General features: G+C 58.6%; 14 protein-coding genes, 1 other RNA gene and 1 pseudogene. 8 read left to right on the forward strand and 8 right to left on the reverse strand.

Features of this window, described 5'->3' with window-relative positions; genetic code table 11:
- Positions 1–57 precede the first annotated feature (57 nt).
- On the reverse strand, positions 58–1,923 hold the full coding sequence (gene ilvD / locus HDE72_RS11935) for a dihydroxy-acid dehydratase (protein WP_183741003.1): 1,866 nt from the start codon (positions 1,921–1,923) through the stop codon (positions 58–60).
- Between the two features lie 169 nt (positions 1,924–2,092).
- Here ilvD and HDE72_RS11940 point away from each other — a divergent pair, with 169 nt between their 5' ends.
- The 5 genes and pseudogenes from HDE72_RS11940 (at position 2,093) to HDE72_RS11960 (ending at position 7,217) form a co-directional block, all read left to right on the forward strand.
- A complete protein-coding gene (locus tag HDE72_RS11940) occupies positions 2,093–3,010 on the forward strand; it encodes a LysR family transcriptional regulator (protein ID WP_183741006.1) in 918 nt (305 codons plus the stop codon).
- Between the two features lie 62 nt (positions 3,011–3,072).
- The gene (lgt, locus tag HDE72_RS11945) at positions 3,073–3,897 is read left to right on the forward strand and encodes a prolipoprotein diacylglyceryl transferase (protein WP_183741009.1); all 825 of its coding nucleotides are present in this window, start codon (positions 3,073–3,075) and stop codon (positions 3,895–3,897) included.
- 138 nt (positions 3,898–4,035) lie between these two features.
- A complete protein-coding gene (locus HDE72_RS11950) occupies positions 4,036–5,130 on the forward strand; it encodes a type IV toxin-antitoxin system AbiEi family antitoxin (RefSeq protein WP_183741013.1) in 1,095 nt (364 codons plus the stop codon).
- A complete protein-coding gene (locus HDE72_RS11955; RefSeq protein ID WP_183741016.1) occupies positions 5,124–5,987 on the forward strand; it encodes a nucleotidyl transferase AbiEii/AbiGii toxin family protein in 864 nt (287 codons plus the stop codon). The genes HDE72_RS11950 and HDE72_RS11955 overlap by 7 nt, the downstream gene beginning before the upstream one ends.
- Positions 5,988–6,050: 63 nt before the next feature.
- A pseudogene (locus HDE72_RS11960) lies at positions 6,051–7,217 on the forward strand (IS3 family transposase).
- A 67-nt stretch (positions 7,218–7,284) separates the two neighbouring features.
- On the opposite strand, the gene HDE72_RS11965 reads toward HDE72_RS11960, so the two are convergent.
- The 5 genes from HDE72_RS11965 to HDE72_RS11985 all read right to left on the reverse strand — a co-directional run bounded on the left by HDE72_RS11965 (position 7,285) and on the right by HDE72_RS11985 (position 9,724).
- On the reverse strand, positions 7,285–7,749 hold the full coding sequence (locus tag HDE72_RS11965) for an EVE domain-containing protein (protein ID WP_183741029.1): 465 nt from the start codon (positions 7,747–7,749) through the stop codon (positions 7,285–7,287).
- A gap of 92 nt (positions 7,750–7,841) precedes the next feature.
- Positions 7,842–8,019: non-coding RNA, 6S RNA (gene ssrS / locus HDE72_RS11970), on the reverse strand.
- 198 nt (positions 8,020–8,217) lie between these two features.
- Positions 8,218–8,529: a cell division protein ZapA gene (locus HDE72_RS11975; RefSeq protein ID WP_183741032.1), complete on the reverse strand. Its 312-nt coding sequence runs from the start codon at positions 8,527–8,529 to the stop codon at positions 8,218–8,220.
- Positions 8,529–8,792: a DUF904 domain-containing protein gene (locus tag HDE72_RS11980; protein ID WP_183741034.1), complete on the reverse strand. Its 264-nt coding sequence runs from the start codon at positions 8,790–8,792 to the stop codon at positions 8,529–8,531. Before HDE72_RS11980 ends, HDE72_RS11975 begins: the two co-directional genes overlap by 1 nt.
- Positions 8,793–8,962: 170 nt before the next feature.
- Positions 8,963–9,724, reverse strand: coding sequence for a hypothetical protein (locus tag HDE72_RS11985; RefSeq protein ID WP_183741036.1), 762 nt, complete (start codon positions 9,722–9,724; stop codon positions 8,963–8,965).
- Positions 9,725–10,249: 525 nt separating this feature from the next.
- Between HDE72_RS11985 and groES the strand changes: the two genes are divergently transcribed.
- From groES to HDE72_RS12000, 3 genes are all read left to right on the forward strand, one after another.
- A complete protein-coding gene (gene groES / locus HDE72_RS11990; protein ID WP_010400979.1) occupies positions 10,250–10,540 on the forward strand; it encodes a co-chaperone GroES in 291 nt (96 codons plus the stop codon).
- Between the two features lie 53 nt (positions 10,541–10,593).
- Positions 10,594–12,243, forward strand: coding sequence for a chaperonin GroEL (groL, locus tag HDE72_RS11995; protein ID WP_183741038.1), 1,650 nt, complete (start codon positions 10,594–10,596; stop codon positions 12,241–12,243).
- A 167-nt stretch (positions 12,244–12,410) separates the two neighbouring features.
- The gene (locus tag HDE72_RS12000; protein WP_260176641.1) at positions 12,411–12,923 is read left to right on the forward strand and encodes a hypothetical protein; all 513 of its coding nucleotides are present in this window, start codon (positions 12,411–12,413) and stop codon (positions 12,921–12,923) included.
- Here the strand turns inward: HDE72_RS12000 and HDE72_RS12005 are convergent, their stop codons facing one another.
- Both HDE72_RS12005 and HDE72_RS12010 read right to left on the reverse strand, forming a co-directional pair.
- The gene (locus tag HDE72_RS12005) at positions 12,924–14,156 is read right to left on the reverse strand and encodes an MFS transporter (RefSeq protein ID WP_183741041.1); all 1,233 of its coding nucleotides are present in this window, start codon (positions 14,154–14,156) and stop codon (positions 12,924–12,926) included. It lies immediately after the preceding gene.
- Entirely contained in the window at positions 14,153–14,674 is a 522-nt protein-coding gene (locus tag HDE72_RS12010; protein ID WP_260176642.1) for a PadR family transcriptional regulator, read from the reverse strand. The genes HDE72_RS12005 and HDE72_RS12010 overlap by 4 nt, the downstream gene beginning before the upstream one ends.
- Positions 14,675–14,768 lie beyond the last annotated feature (94 nt).

Raw genomic sequence — 14,768 nt, forward strand, 5'->3', positions numbered from 1 at the left:
CACTTTGTTTGTAAGGCCTTGTAACGTGCTCACACCTGACAAGGCCGCTGGGGCCGTCTAGCGCTTCTTGAGCTGCGACAAGTCACGCACGGCGCCACGATCAGCCGAGGTGGTCAGGGCCGCGTAGGCCTGCAAGGCTTGCGAGACATAGCGCTCGCGGTTGACGGGCAGCCAGGCTGCCTCGCCCTTCGCTTCCATCGCGGCGCGGCGCTCGGCCAGCGCGGCGTCCGTAATGCGCAGGTTGATGCTGCGCGCAGGAATGTCGATATCGATGAAGTCGCCCTCTTCCACCAGGCCGATGGCGCCGCCTTCCGCCGCTTCCGGCGAAGCGTGGCCAATCACCAGGCCCGAGGAACCGCCCGAGAAACGGCCATCGGTGAACAGCGCGCACGCCTTGCCCAGGCCTTTGGATTTGATGTACGAGGTTGGGTAGAGCATTTCCTGCATGCCGGGGCCGCCTTTCGGACCTTCGTAGCGGATGATCACGACGTCGCCTTCGTGCACGGTGTCGGCCAGGATCGCTTCGACAGCGGCGTCCTGGCTTTCAAACACGCGCGCCTTGCCCGAGAACACCAGGATGCTGTCATCGACGCCGGCCGTCTTGACGATGCAGCCCTTTTCGGCCAGGTTGCCGTACAACACGGCCAGGCCGCCATCTTGCGAATAAGCATGCGCCTTGTCGCGGATGCAGCCCGTGCTGCGGTCCGTATCGACGCTGGCAAAGCGTTCCGATTGCGAAAACGCCGTCTGGGTCGGCACGCCGCCCGGCGCAGCGCGAAACAGCTGATGCACGGCCGGATCATCGGTGCACTTGATGTCGTTTTGCGCGATGGCGTCGGCCAGGGTAGCTGCATGGATGGTCGGCAAGCTGGTGTCGAGCAGGCCGGCACGCGCCAGTTCGCCCAAGATGCCCACGATGCCGCCTGCGCGGTGCACGTCTTCGATATGGTATTTGTCCGTCATCGGCGCCACCTTGCACAAGCAAGGCACCTTGCGCGAAATGCGGTCGATATCGGCCATGGTGAACGGCACTTCGGCTTCGTGCGCGGCGGCCAGCAAATGCAGCACGGTATTGGTCGAACCGCCCATCGAGACGTCGAGCGCCATGGCGTTTTCAAACGCCGCCTTGGTGGCGATCGAACGCGGCAGCACCGAGTAATCGTCCTGCTCGTAATGGCGCTTGGCCAGTTCCACGATCAGCCGCCCGGCGCGCAGGAACAGCTGTTCGCGGTCCGAGTGCGTGGCCAGGACGGTGCCGTTGCCAGGCAGGGCCAGGCCCAGCGCCTCGGTCAGGCAATTCATCGAATTGGCGGTAAACATGCCGGAACATGAACCGCAGGTCGGGCAGGCCGAACGCTCGATTTCCGCCACGTCGGCGTCGGACACCGTGCTGTCGCCGGCCTTGATCATGGCGTCCACCAGGTCGAGCTTGATGATCTTCTGCGTGCCGTTGACCACCTTGATGACCTTGCCCGCTTCCATCGGGCCGCCGGAAATGAAGACCACGGGAATATTGATGCGCATGGCGGCCATCAGCATGCCCGGCGTGATCTTGTCGCAATTCGAGATGCAGACCATGGCGTCGGCGCAATGGGCGTTGACCATGTATTCGACGGAATCGGCGATCAGGTCGCGCGATGGCAGCGAATAGAGCATGCCGCCGTGGCCCATGGCAATGCCGTCATCGACGGCGATGGTATTGAATTCCTTGGCCACGCCGCCGGCTTTTTCAATTTCGCGCGCCACCAGCTGGCCCAGGTCTTTCAGGTGGACGTGACCCGGCACGAACTGGGTAAACGAGTTGACGACGGCGATGATCGGTTTATCGAAATCGCCATCTTTCATGCCGGTGGCGCGCCACAGGGCGCGTGCGCCAGCCATGTTGCGGCCGTGGGTGGTGGTGCGGGAACGGTATTGCGGCATGATGGACCTTCCAAAGTGTTAGTGCCTGACTGCTGGGTTCTGTTACAAGACCCTGCGTGCAGTGGGGGTACGCCAGATTGCCTTGCGCGCGAGCCACTGTCAAATATATGATGCACTGGCCTGTGAGTCGTTTTAGATATCACAGCAATACATTTGCATGGAAACGCATATGAACCTGGAATTGCGCCAGCTGCGCTACTTTATTACCGTGGCCGAAGAATTGCACTTTGGCCGTGCCGCCCTGCGCCTGCACATGACGCAGCCGCCTTTGTCGCAAACCATCATGGCCCTGGAAGAGTTGCTGGGCGCGCCCCTGTTCGTGCGCACGCGGCGCGAAGTGCAGCTGACGCCAGCCGGCGCCGCCCTGCTGCCGGAAGCGCGCCGCCTGCTGGCCCAGGCGCAAGATTTACACTCTCTGGTGCAACGCGCCGCGCAGGGCGAAGCGGGGCGATTGAGCCTGGCGTTCGTGTCGTCGGCCGACTACAGCGTGCTGCCGCCGCTGCTGCGCGCTTATCAAACTGCCTATCCGCAGGTTGCCATACAGCTGCAGGAAGCAACCTCGGACTTGCAGCTCGATGAGTTGCTGCAAGGCCGTATCGATGCAGGCTTGCTGATCCCGCCGCTGCCCGACAAGGCAAAACTGGCGCTCGACTATTTACCCGTGCTGGCCGAACCGCTGGTGCTGGCAGCCCCGTCCGGGCTTGATATATTGCAAACGCCTGGCCCCGTGCGGCTGCAGGATCTGCCGCCGCTGCCCTTGATTATCTTTCCGCGGACCATCTCGCCTGGCCTGCACGACGCCATCGTGGGCGTCTTCCGCGCAGCCGGTATCACGCCGCAGATAGGCCAGGAAGCGATCCAGATGCAAACCATCGTCAGCCTCGTTTCGGCAGGCATGGGCATCGCGCTGGTGCCACAATCGGTATCGAATCTGATGCGGCCCGGCGTAGAATACAGGCCATTGCACGATGCGACGCCGCTGGTGGAAACGGGCCTGGCCTGGCGCCGCGACAATCCATCGTCCGTGCTGCAGGGCTTTTTGGCGCTGCTGCGCAAGCAAATCGATAGTGCATTAAGAGCCGGCTAAGCCGCTCGGGCGCCAGCTCATGCATACTACGCAACAATGATTTAACTTAAGAAAGAATACCGATGCTGATACACCCGATGCCCGACCCGATCGCCATACAAATCGGCCCACTCGCCGTGCACTGGTACGGCCTGATGTATGTGCTGGCCTTTGCCCTCTTTATCGCGCTGGGCCGGGTGCGCATCAAGCAACCGCACATCGCCATCCTCGGCTGGAAAAAGGAGGATCTGGACGATATGCTCTTCTATGGGATGCTCGGGGTGGTGATCGGCGGGCGCCTCGGTGAAGTGCTGTTTTACCGTCCCGAATATTTTGCCCAGAACCCGCTGGAAATCTTCATGGTCTGGCATGGCGGCATGTCCTTCCACGGTGGCTTCCTGGGCGTGATCCTGTCCATGTATTTGTGGAGCCGCAAGGCGGGCCGCAACCTGTTCGACGTGCTCGACTTCATCGCGCCGCTGGTGCCGCTCGGTTACGCAGCGGGCCGCCTGGGCAACTTCATCAATGCCGAACTGCCAGGCCGGATCGCGCCGGAAAGCTTGCCATGGGCCATGCAATGGCCGGGCATTCCCTACCTGGTACACCCGTCGCCGATCTACCAGATGCTGGTCGATGGCATCCTGGTGTTCATCATCCTGTGGCTGTTCTCGCGCAAGCAGCATCCGCGCATCGCCGTCGGCGCCATGTACACCTTGCTGTACGGCTGCGCCCGCTTCTTCACGGAATACTTCCGCACGCCGGATTGGCAAGTGGTGTGGTTCGGCGTGCCGATCACCTCGGGCCAGATGCTGTCGCTGCCGATGATAGTCGGTGGCATCGCCCTGCTGGTCTGGTCGTACAAGAAACGCATCATGGCCACGCCGCCGACCAAGAGTCTGTCCCGGTAGAGTCATACGGCTTATCACAAAGCCCTGCCCCTGCATTACAGGCGTATCTTCAACACTTCCACCTTTTCAGCATTCGTTGAAATAGCACTAAATAATGAAATCATTGAAAAATTTCATTAAAAGTGCTACTTTCAACCTATGCTGAAACAGACACAGAAATCATTAGCAAGCAATCCTGAGGCTGTAGGAATGCTTGCCTGCAAGGAAATCTCGGCGCTGCTCGCTCTGATTCCACACGTACATATTGAGCCTGTCGAAAACAATACACTCGGTAACGCGATCGACTTCGTTATCGACGTCCATACCGGCGCCAATACCGATAATGCCTGGTCTATAGGCTGCGAAGTCAAAACTAACGGACAACCACGCTACGCCGAAACGGCGGTATTAAAGCTAAGGGAGTGGGCTTCCAGCATGCCCGCCAATACGGCCGTGGTGTTCATTGCGCCATACATATCCCCGGCTGTGCGGCAGTTGTGCAAGAGCCGAAAAGTCGGCTATCTCGACTTTGCTGGTAATTGTCTGATTCAATTTTCCAACGTCTATATCGAACGTACCGTCGCCGAAGTGCCGCCCGCGACGCAGCGTGAACTGAAGTCGATTTATAAGCCCAAGTCAGCGCGTGTATTGCATCTTTTGCTCAGCACGGTCGGGCAACATTGGAAAGTGCAGGATCTGGCCGATAAAAGTGGGGTCAGCTTGGGCCAGGTGAGCAATGTCCGGCGAGCGTTGCTGGACAGGGGCTGGGTCTCGATCTCAGATGCGGGAATGCAACTGACCTCACCTGACGCACTCCTTGATGAGTGGCAGGCTATTTACGACGGCCCAGGCGGCAGCACTCATAGTTACTACACGACACTACACGGAAGGGCGCTTGAGGATGCAGTCCGACGCATATTCGCCCGCCAAAACGACTACGCTGGTTCAGTCGCATTGTCCTCTTTTTCCGCAGCAGACTTTATCGCTCCTTATGCCCGAACCGGGAAGACTTATCTATACGCTGACGAATATGGATTGGCAGAGATAGTGCGTGACCTGGCGCTGAAGCTGGCAATGAATGGAAATGTACAAATTACCGTTCCAGCGAGCGACGGCCCTTTTTTGAACCCAGTATCGCCGGCTCCTGATATTGTCTGCACCAGTCCAGTTCAAACATATCTTGACCTTTTTGTCTCGGGAGAACGGGGACAAGAAGCTGCGCAATATCTTCGAGAGGCAAAGCTTCAATGGTGACCAACAATGAAGCACAGCATGCGCGCGATTACGGACCGCGCACGACGGAGGCAGTGAAATCCGTGCTGTTGGAAATAGGCCAGATCCTTGGCTCATATCAAGGAAAATTCATCATCGTTGGCGGATCCGTGCCTTGGCTTTTATTAGCTGCGGAAGATATGCAGCACGTGGGCACTATGGACGTCGATATCGCCCTCTCAGCCGAGGCCTTGGGAGACGGCGAGTACGCACAATTGGTCGAATCCCTGCTCTCTCATGGCTACCATTTTCGAGACGGTCGCAGGAAATTTCAGCTGCACCGTACGGTACCCAGCGCCGATGGCACGGCCGCCATTGATGTGGTCATTGACTTCCTGATGCCAAAGGATGCCGCCATCGTAAAAAATAATCCGCCTCTCGTCGATGATTTTGCCGTCATCCGCGCCAGTGGAGCCGACCTGGCGGTAAAGTACTTTGAGTTGGTGCCGGTACACGGAAACATGCCTGGCGGTGGCACTAACAAGGTGGAAATTGCCGTATGCTCCATACCGGCTTTTCTGGCGATGAAAGGACATGCCATGCACGGACGGCACAAGCAAAAAGATGCCTACGACATCTACTATTGCGTCCGGAATTACCCGAATGGCATCGACGCACTCGCCGAGAAATGCATGGAACTCCTCAGCCAGGAAAGTGGAAAGCAAGGCTATACCTTCATTAATCAAAAATTTGATACTGTCGAAGGCTACGGACCAAGCTGTGTCAAGAACTTTGTCTCGGACTCGGGCGTATTGGACGGACGGACACCCGCAGAGTGGCAGCAAGACGCTTACGGCCAAGTTGATGCCTTGATGCATGCCATGAGACTACGGGAGTGAAACTGGGGTACCCTGACTTTTTCGGACACTCTAGTTTGGTAAACTTCACCAACTGGAAAACATATGACACGCTCAAAAACCTACACACCGGAGCTTCGGGAAGAAGCGGTAAAACTGGTCCTGACACAAGGCCTGACGCTGGAAGATGCCGCGTTGCGCCTGACCATTCCAAAGGGCACGCTGGCCAACTGGGTGAGTGCGGCAAAGCGCGGTACGTCGCCTAAAGTGGCCCCTGGCAGCCGCTCCGTGCCTGAGCTGGAAGCCGAGGTAAGCAAGCTGCGCAAGGAGCTCGCCGAGGCTCGCATGGAGCGCGATATCGTAAAAAAAGCGGCAGCGTACTTTGCGCGGGAGTCGCTGCCAGGTACGCGGTCATGAAGACCTTGCGACTCGAATTTCCCGTCACCGTCATGTGCCGCGTCTTTAGCGTCTCGCGCAGCGGTTTCTACGCTTGGGCGAACGGCAAACCATCGCAGCGGGCGCAGGACGACGCGCGCCTGAAGGTCGCCATCGAGGCCGTGCACGCGCAGAGCCGGCAGACCTACGGCCCGTTGCGCATGCAGCCGGAACTGACGGCGCAGGGCTTTCCGGCCGGCCGTGATCGTATCGTCCGTCTGCGTCGCGAGCTCGCCTTACGCTGCAAGCAAAAGCGCAAGTTCAAGGCCACTACGAACTCGAACCATGACTTGCCGGTGGCCGACAACCTGCTCAATCAGACCTTTGCACCAACCCGGCCGAACGAAGCCTGGGTGACCGACATCACCTATGTAGCCACCGGCGAGGGCTGGCTTTACCTGGCCGGCATCAAGGACGTGTTCACCTGCGAGCTGGTGGGCTATGCGATGGACGAGCGCATGACGCAAACGCTGACGGCAACGGCCCTGTGGAAGGCTGTGCGCAACAAACGTCCTGCGCCGGGCCTGATTCACCACTCCGACCGCGGCAGTCAGTACTGCGCTCATGACTATCAAAAACTGGTGAAGCAGTTCGGCATGCAGCCGTCCATGTCGCGCCGGGGAAACTGCTATGACAACGCGCCCATGGAGAGCTTCTGGGGTAGCCTGAAAAACGAGCTGGTGCACCATCAACGTTACGCCACCCGGGCCGATGCGAAAGCTGCAATACAGGAATACATCAAGCTTTTACAACCGCCAGCGGCGCCACTCGCGCCTCGGCAATGTTCCGCCCGCGTTGTTCGCTGAAAAATTCAGCAAACAGCCACGGGCGGCTTGAAACAAGAGTGTCCGCTATTGACAGTACACCTCAAACCCCAGGCGCTGCCTGCATCAGAGTAATAGCCTCAGGCTTTTAAGCGTTCCACGATCACATCCCATTGCGCCGGCGTCACCGGCGTGATGGACAAGCGGCTGCCTTTCTTGAGCAGCAACATGTCTTCCAGCGCCGCCATCTGGCGCATTTCGGCCAGTGGCAGCAGCGCCGTTTTCTGCAAGCCCTGCACATCGACGCTGATCCAGCGTGGCTGTTCGCGGGTCGCCTTGGCATCGAAATACTTGCCGCCTTCTTCAAACTGGCTGTGATCGGGGTAAGCCGTGCTGGCCACTTCGGCTATGCCCGCCACGCCCGGTTGCGGGCAGCTGGAATGGTAGAACAGCACGCCGTCGCCTACTTTCATGCCGTCGCGCATGAAGTTGCGGGCCTGGTAGTTGCGCACGCCAAACCAGGGCAGAGTGTGTTTCGGCGCCGCCATCAGATCATCGATGCTGACCTCGTCCGGTTCCGATTTCATCAACCAATATTGTTTCATGGGTACTCCCGTATCAAAGCAACAGACGTAAAAAAACGGCTGCGCATCGTATGCTGCAACCGTTTTCAGTTGTATTTCAAGCTTGTACTCAATTCGGCCCCGCCTGTGCCGCTATGCCGGCATCCCGAACCAAACGGTTCAAGGTGGTCACGTTAGTTCAATTTCGGGTTCGTCGAACGAGCGACGCTCACTCCCATCAAACAAAATTCGCAACCGATGCGCATAAATGGTTCAAGGAATATATGGCAATCGCGAACACCGCAGGGTAGGACGAAGTTTACTCCTTTGATCGCGCATCGCAAAGACAAATCGTAGCGATTCGTGCGCTGCTGGCTTAATATTCCATAACAACATCTGACAAAACCGTAGCGAGCGGCAGGGAGTTGTGGTTGAGAAGCGCAGCTGTGCGGATGCACAGCGAGCATCGCAGGCCGCAAATCGCGACGCGCAGCAGGTTTGGTCAGATGTTTAAAAAAGGTTTTCCTGGGGCGTCAGTGCCGTATCGAGCACGGTATGCATGGCGGCGATCTTTTGTTTGACTTCCAGTATCGACAACTCCGACAGCGGACCTTGCGGCGACTTGACGGACAGGAATTCGGCGGCCACGCCCAAGGCGGCCAGCACGGCGATGCGGTCATTGCCCTTGACCTTGCCTGCGTCGCGGATGGCCTTCATCTTGCTATCGAGGTAGATCGCCGCTTCACGCAAGGCGCGCTCTTCACCGTCGGCGCACAGCATGCTGTAGGCCTGGCCCATGATATTGACATCGACACGCGGCATTACGCTTCCTTCCCGTTCTCGGCACTATAATTTTCCGCTTCCGAGGCGGCTTGTTCCAGGCCAGCTTGCACCAGTTCCGGTATCTTTTCCAGCAAGGCCTCTACCCGCTCCTGCGCCTCGCGCATGCGCTGCACATACATGGCGTTGTCGGCGGACAAGGCGATATTGTCCTTGCGCAGTTGCGCGTTTTCACGACGCAGCGCATGGGTCATTTCGGCCAGCAGGCCGATTTTGTCGGATAATTCATTGAATTCGGAAATCATTCCGCCACTATAGGGCGGACGCTCCATGGGCGTCAATCGAATCACACAGCTGTCACACATATTTACACCAATACAGCGCTGTTGTCGTGAAAGAACGGTTTTTCACCCCCCTGGTGGCAGCCGGGCAGCCACCAGAGGTAAGCCACTGCTTACTTCTGGTGGTTCAGGCATTAGCCCTTTTCATGGCCAGGCACGATGTCAAAAGTGTGCGTGCGGTTCTCGCAGGAACGGCGCTGCAGGGTTTGCTTGCCGCCCTTGCCCTCCAAGGTCATCGTCAAGTCGCGGCAGGTGTGGTAGCTACCCGGTTTGGCGCCCGTATTCGATGGCGCCAGGCTCACTTTCAAGGGCACGGGATTGCCCAGGCCCTGGTTGCTCCAGTGGCTGGCCACGCCCTCTGCATTGTCGCGCAAGACGTTTTCGGCAGCGTCGATCAGCGCCTGTTTTTCTTTCGCATTCAGTGTGGCCACCGTGATATCGGACAAAAACGGCGGATAGGCCACGGGCGCCGCGTCCTTGCCCTGCACATCCCAGCGCCCGCTATCTTGTGTACAGGTACGGCGGCTCAGGTCCTGCGTCTTGCCACCGGCCGTGACGATGAATTTCAAGTCGCGGCAGGCGTGCGCCTTCAGGCTGTGTTCGGTCAAGCCGGAGTTGCTGAAGTTATATGTCACCGTCACCAGATGGGACTTGTCGCTGCCGTTATCCCAGACATGGGCTTGCTGGTCGTCATCGTCCTTGTTCAAGTCATTGAACAAATCATTGAGCAGCATGTCCTTTTCCAGCGGCGTCAGGGTGGCGATCGTCAACTCGTCGAGGATGGTGGGCGCCTGGGCATGGGCAGCCCCCATGCAGGCGAAGCCGATGGCGGCGGCGCCAAGCAAACGCAAGAGCGCAGGAGAAAAGAGGGTTGGAATAGATTTCTTTTTCATCATAATTTTAATGTTTGATATGCAATCGCAATCATCTTAGCAAATTTAATAGCCAAAACACTGTAAGCCATCCGTACAGGAACAGGCCCCTCTCATCGTCCATGCTACAGTCGTGTTTGCTGCTGACGCCCGGGAAAGAGGCTTGCGTCAGCGCAAACCCCGTGCAAATGCAGGCTGCACGTAGCGTTTAAGCATATACCCATTCGGAATAAGCTCTTGAATAAGACCCCTACCGTCCCTATAATTAGCATGCGTTAGCACTCGTTAGTAGAGAGTGCTAACAAACTCTTTCCTAGTAATCCTCAAGCAATGATTGTGTTTGCCCAGCGAACTGCAGGCAATGCGACTGGTGGGCGACGCCATGACGCGACCGCCGCAAGACGCCAGGCGACACAAGCATGGACTGGGGCTTACTGAACGGTTGCACCTGTTATATCAATGGCAGTCAACTGAAAGCAGGCCTGGCCTTGTGCCGGGCTGGTTTTACCACTAAGCAATACTTATCCATTGAACTTTAAGGAGTTTTGTATGAATCTGCGCCCATTGAACGATCGCGTTATCGTCAAACGCCTCGACCAGGAAACCAAAACTGCGTCCGGCCTCATCATCCCTGATGCAGCTGCTGAAAAACCGGATCAAGGCGAAGTCCTTGCCGTAGGCAATGGCAAGATTCTCGACGACGGCAAAGTCCGTCCTCTGGATGTCAAAGTAGGCGACCGCGTCCTGTTCGGCAAATACGCTGGCCAAACCGTCAAAGTTGACGGCGATGAGCTGCTGGTCATGCGCGAAGAAGACATCATGGCGATCGTCGTCAAGTAATTGTTTCCACGTTGTAGACATCTTCTACATCCTGAAATTTCTGGAGAATTAACATGGCAGCTAAAGAAGTAGTATTCGGCGACGCAGCGCGCGCCAAGATGGTTGAAGGCGTGAACATCCTCGCCAACGCAGTCAAAGTCACCCTGGGCCCAAAAGGCCGTAACGTGGTGCTGGAACGCTCGTTCGGCGCCCCTACCGTGACCAAAGACGGTGTATCGGTTGCGAAAGAAGTCGAACTCAAAGACAAGCTCATGAACATGGGCGCGCAAATGGTCAAGGAAGTTGCTTCCCGCACCAGCGACAACGCCGGCGACGGCACCACCACCGCTACCGTGCTGGCACAAGCCATCGTGCGCGAAGGCATGAAGTTCGTTGCCGCCGGCATGAACCCGATGGACCTGAAACGCGGTATCGACAAGGCTGTTGCTGCCACCGTGGAAGAACTGGCAAAAATCGCCCGTCCTTGCACCACCACCAAAGAAATCGCCCAAGTTGGCGCGATCTCGGCAAACTCGGACTACTCGATCGGCGAGCGTATCGCTGAAGCGATGGAAAAAGTCGGCAAAGAAGGCGTGATCACCGTTGAAGACGGCAAATCGCTGAACGACGAGCTGGACATTGTTGAAGGTATGCAATTCGACCGTGGCTACCTGTCGCCATACTTCATCAACAACCCGGAAAAACAAGTTGCCGTTCTGGACAGCCCATTCGTCCTGCTGTGCGACAAGAAAATCTCGAACATCCGTGACCTGCTGCCGGTACTGGAACAAGTCGCCAAAGCTGGCCGTCCACTGCTGATCATCGCAGAAGACATCGAAGGCGAAGCGCTGGCTACCCTGGTTGTGAACAACATCCGCGGCATCCTGAAAACCTGCGCAGTGAAAGCACCTGGCTTCGGCGACCGCCGCAAAGCCATGCTGGAAGACATCGCTGTCCTGACCGGCGGCCAAGTGATCGCTGAAGAAGTCGGCCTGACCCTGGAAAAAGTGACCCTGGCCGAACTGGGCCAAGCGAAACGCATCGAAGTGGGCAAAGAAAACACCATCGTCATCGATGGCGCCGGCGAAGCTGCAGCTATCGAAGCACGCGTGAAACAAGTACGCGTACAGATCGAAGAAGCGAGCTCGGACTACGACCGTGAAAAACTGCAAGAGCGCGTCGCCAAACTGGCTGGCGGCGTTGCCGTGATCAAGGTTGGCGCAGCCACCGAAGTCGAAATGAAAGAGAAAAAAGCCCGCGTTGAAGATGCACTGCACGCTACCCGCGCTGCCGTGGAAGAAGGCATCGTGCCAGGCGGCGGCGTAGCCCTGCTGCGCGCACGCGCCAACATCACCGTCAAGGGCGACAATCCTGATCAAGACGCTGGTATCAAGATCGTTCTGCGCGCAATGGAAGAGCCACTGCGCATGATCGTGCAAAACGCTGGCGAAGAAGCTTCGGTCGTCGTGGCAGCCGTATTGGCTGGTTCGGGCAACTACGGCTACAACGCAGCCAACGGCACCTATGGCGACATGGTTGAAATGGGCGTGCTGGATCCAGCCAAAGTCACCCGTTCGGCGCTGCAAAACGCTGCTTCGATCGCATCCCTGATGCTGACGACTGACTGCATGGTCTGCGAAATTGCTGACGACAAAGCAGGCGGCGGCATGGGCGGCGGCATGGGTGGCATGGGCGGCATGGGTGGTATGGACGGCATGATGTAATGCCCTGCTGCCCGGTGCGCAGGCGACGGCGCGCAGGGCAGCATACGCCGGAACAGGACAGACAGGCCAAAAGCTGTTTGCTCCTCCCCGGCGGCCCCACAGCCACTTTCTTCGGAAAGTGGCTTTTTTTTCGTCTTTTTTTGCCCGCTCGCACTTTTTGCTTTAGCATGGCCGCCATCATCCACCTCATGCAAACCGCCATGCCGCCACGCGCCTCTTCTTCCAAAACCGCCATCATTGCCGGCATCCTGGCCGGCCTGCTGGCTGCCGCACTGGGCGCCACCTATGTGTACCAGCATGCGCCATCTGCGCCGCAGGAACGCCCGGCAGCGGCCTCGGCAGGAAAAACGGAAGCGCGCCAGGAAGAGCAGGCCGTCACGGCGCTGATGGCGCTGCCGGAACTGAAGGCCTGGGCCGCGCATATCGAAAAAGCCTCCAGCGGACGCGCGCATGGCGCCGTGATGCTGACGGCCCCCGAGCCACGCCTGGTCGAGGGCCAGTCCTACTATCAGCTGAGCTTTTTTGAAAATACGCCGGAAGCGGCCCACCGCTGGGAAAGCTTCCTCGTCACGCCCGATGGCAAGCATATCCTGGTGGACGACACGGCCAGCGATGAAGTGCTGAGCCTGGAGCGCTGGCGCAAGGAAAGCGCGCCCATGGACCGCGTTGCTACCCAGTAACTAGCCAGTAACAGCGGCAGCCGGGGTGGCGCTTGCGCTGCGCACGCGCGACACCCACCACACCGTCAGCAGCGACAAGCCTGCCGCGACCCAGCCATTGATGCCATAACCGCTGATATGGCCGGCGGCATCCGTCGACAAGGTCATGCCGCCTAGCAAGGCGCCCAGGCCGCTGCCCAATTGCTGCAAGGCCGAATTGACGCTGAGGAAGGCGCCCCGCTTTTGCGGCTGCGGTATGGTGGTCAGCAAGGCTTGCAGGGGGATCGTCCGGCCCGACACCAGCGTCATGAAGAACGGAAACACCAGCAGCAGCGCCAGCAAGGGCAGTTGCGGCAAATGCGTGATCAGCAGCATGGGCAGGATCGACAACAGCGCGATCCAGCGGTAGACCTGCTGCTTGCCGGCTTTATCTGCCCAGCGTCCGATCAGGCGCGCCGTGAATAGCGTGGCGCAGCCGCCCGCCAGATACACCCAGGTGACATCGGCCGGGGCGATACCCAGATTACCCACCAGCACCGGCGAAATAAACGGTATCACCAGCATCGACGCCGTCATGTTGACGATGGACAAGGCAAACGCATCGAGGTGGCGGCGTTCACGGAACAGCGCCAGCAAGTTCGGCAGCACTTGCTTCAACGGCGTTTTCGGCCCCGCCAGATGGGCGTTCAAGGGCGGCAGCACGCGCGAGGCGGCCAGCCAGATCAGCAGCGACAATACCACCAGCAAATAGAACGGCGAAGCCCAGCCAAAGTGTGCGGCCAGCACCACGCCGATCGGCACGCCCGCCACGGCCGCCATCGCAAACGAGGTCATCACGACGCCGGTGGCCGCACCACGCCGTTCGGCCGGAATCACGTCGCCGATAATGGCCATGATGATGGCGCCCAGCACGCCGCCGGTCAGTCCCGCAAACGCGCGCGACCAGATCAGCACATGGAAATTGGGGGCAATCGCGCAGGCCAGGTTCGACACGGTAAACAGGCAAAACATGGCCAGCAGCAGCTTTTTACGGTCGAAGCGGTCGATATACGTGGCTGCCAGCAAGCCGGACAAGCCCGCGCACCATGCATAGGCCGAGACGGCGCCCGACACGGTGGCCGGGCCGATGTTGAAGGCGTGCATCAGCTGGGGCGCCAGCGGCATCATCACCATGAAATCCATGATGACGGTAAATTGCGTCAGGGCCAGCAGCCACAGCAGCCAGCGTTCGCGGGCAGGAGTCAAAGTCATCATCCCAGCTCCTCGATATCGCGTTTAGCCTGGCGCAAGATAGCGCAGATGGCGTCGAGACGGGCCGCGCTCAGCGCGTCATAGCGCCCGCGTGCGATCACGGCGGCCTTGAGTTCATGCATCAATTGGCGCAGATCATCTTCGGCTGGCGCAGCGACCTTGGCGGCAATCGCATCCACGTAGGCGCGGTTCGCTTCCAAAAAGGCCAGGCCTTCCTGCGTGATGCTGTGCAGCTTCTTGTTGCCGTCCAGGCTGACAGCCACATAACCCTGGCCCACCAGCCCATGCATCAAGGGATAAATAGCGCCGGGACTGGGCGCATAACCGCCACCGGCACGCTCTGCGATGGCTTTGATGATGTCGTAGCCATGGCGTGGTTTGTCGGCAATCAGTTGCAGCACCAGGTAGCGCAAGGTGCCCGCATCAAACATTTTGGGGCCGCGCCCCGGCGCACCATGGCCGTGACCATGGCTGTGCTGCAACGCCTGCAGCCGGTGGCCGCCGCGTAGGAAGTGAAGCATGGGACTCCTTAAGATATATCGCAATAAGATATATCTTAATTTGATATAAGCAACCGTGCAAGGTTTACTTTCCCGTGATCAGGTCCGATACTGG

Source organism: Janthinobacterium saanense (assembly GCF_014200675.1).
In the GTDB taxonomy this organism is placed as follows: Bacteria; Pseudomonadota; Gammaproteobacteria; order Burkholderiales; family Burkholderiaceae_D; genus Janthinobacterium.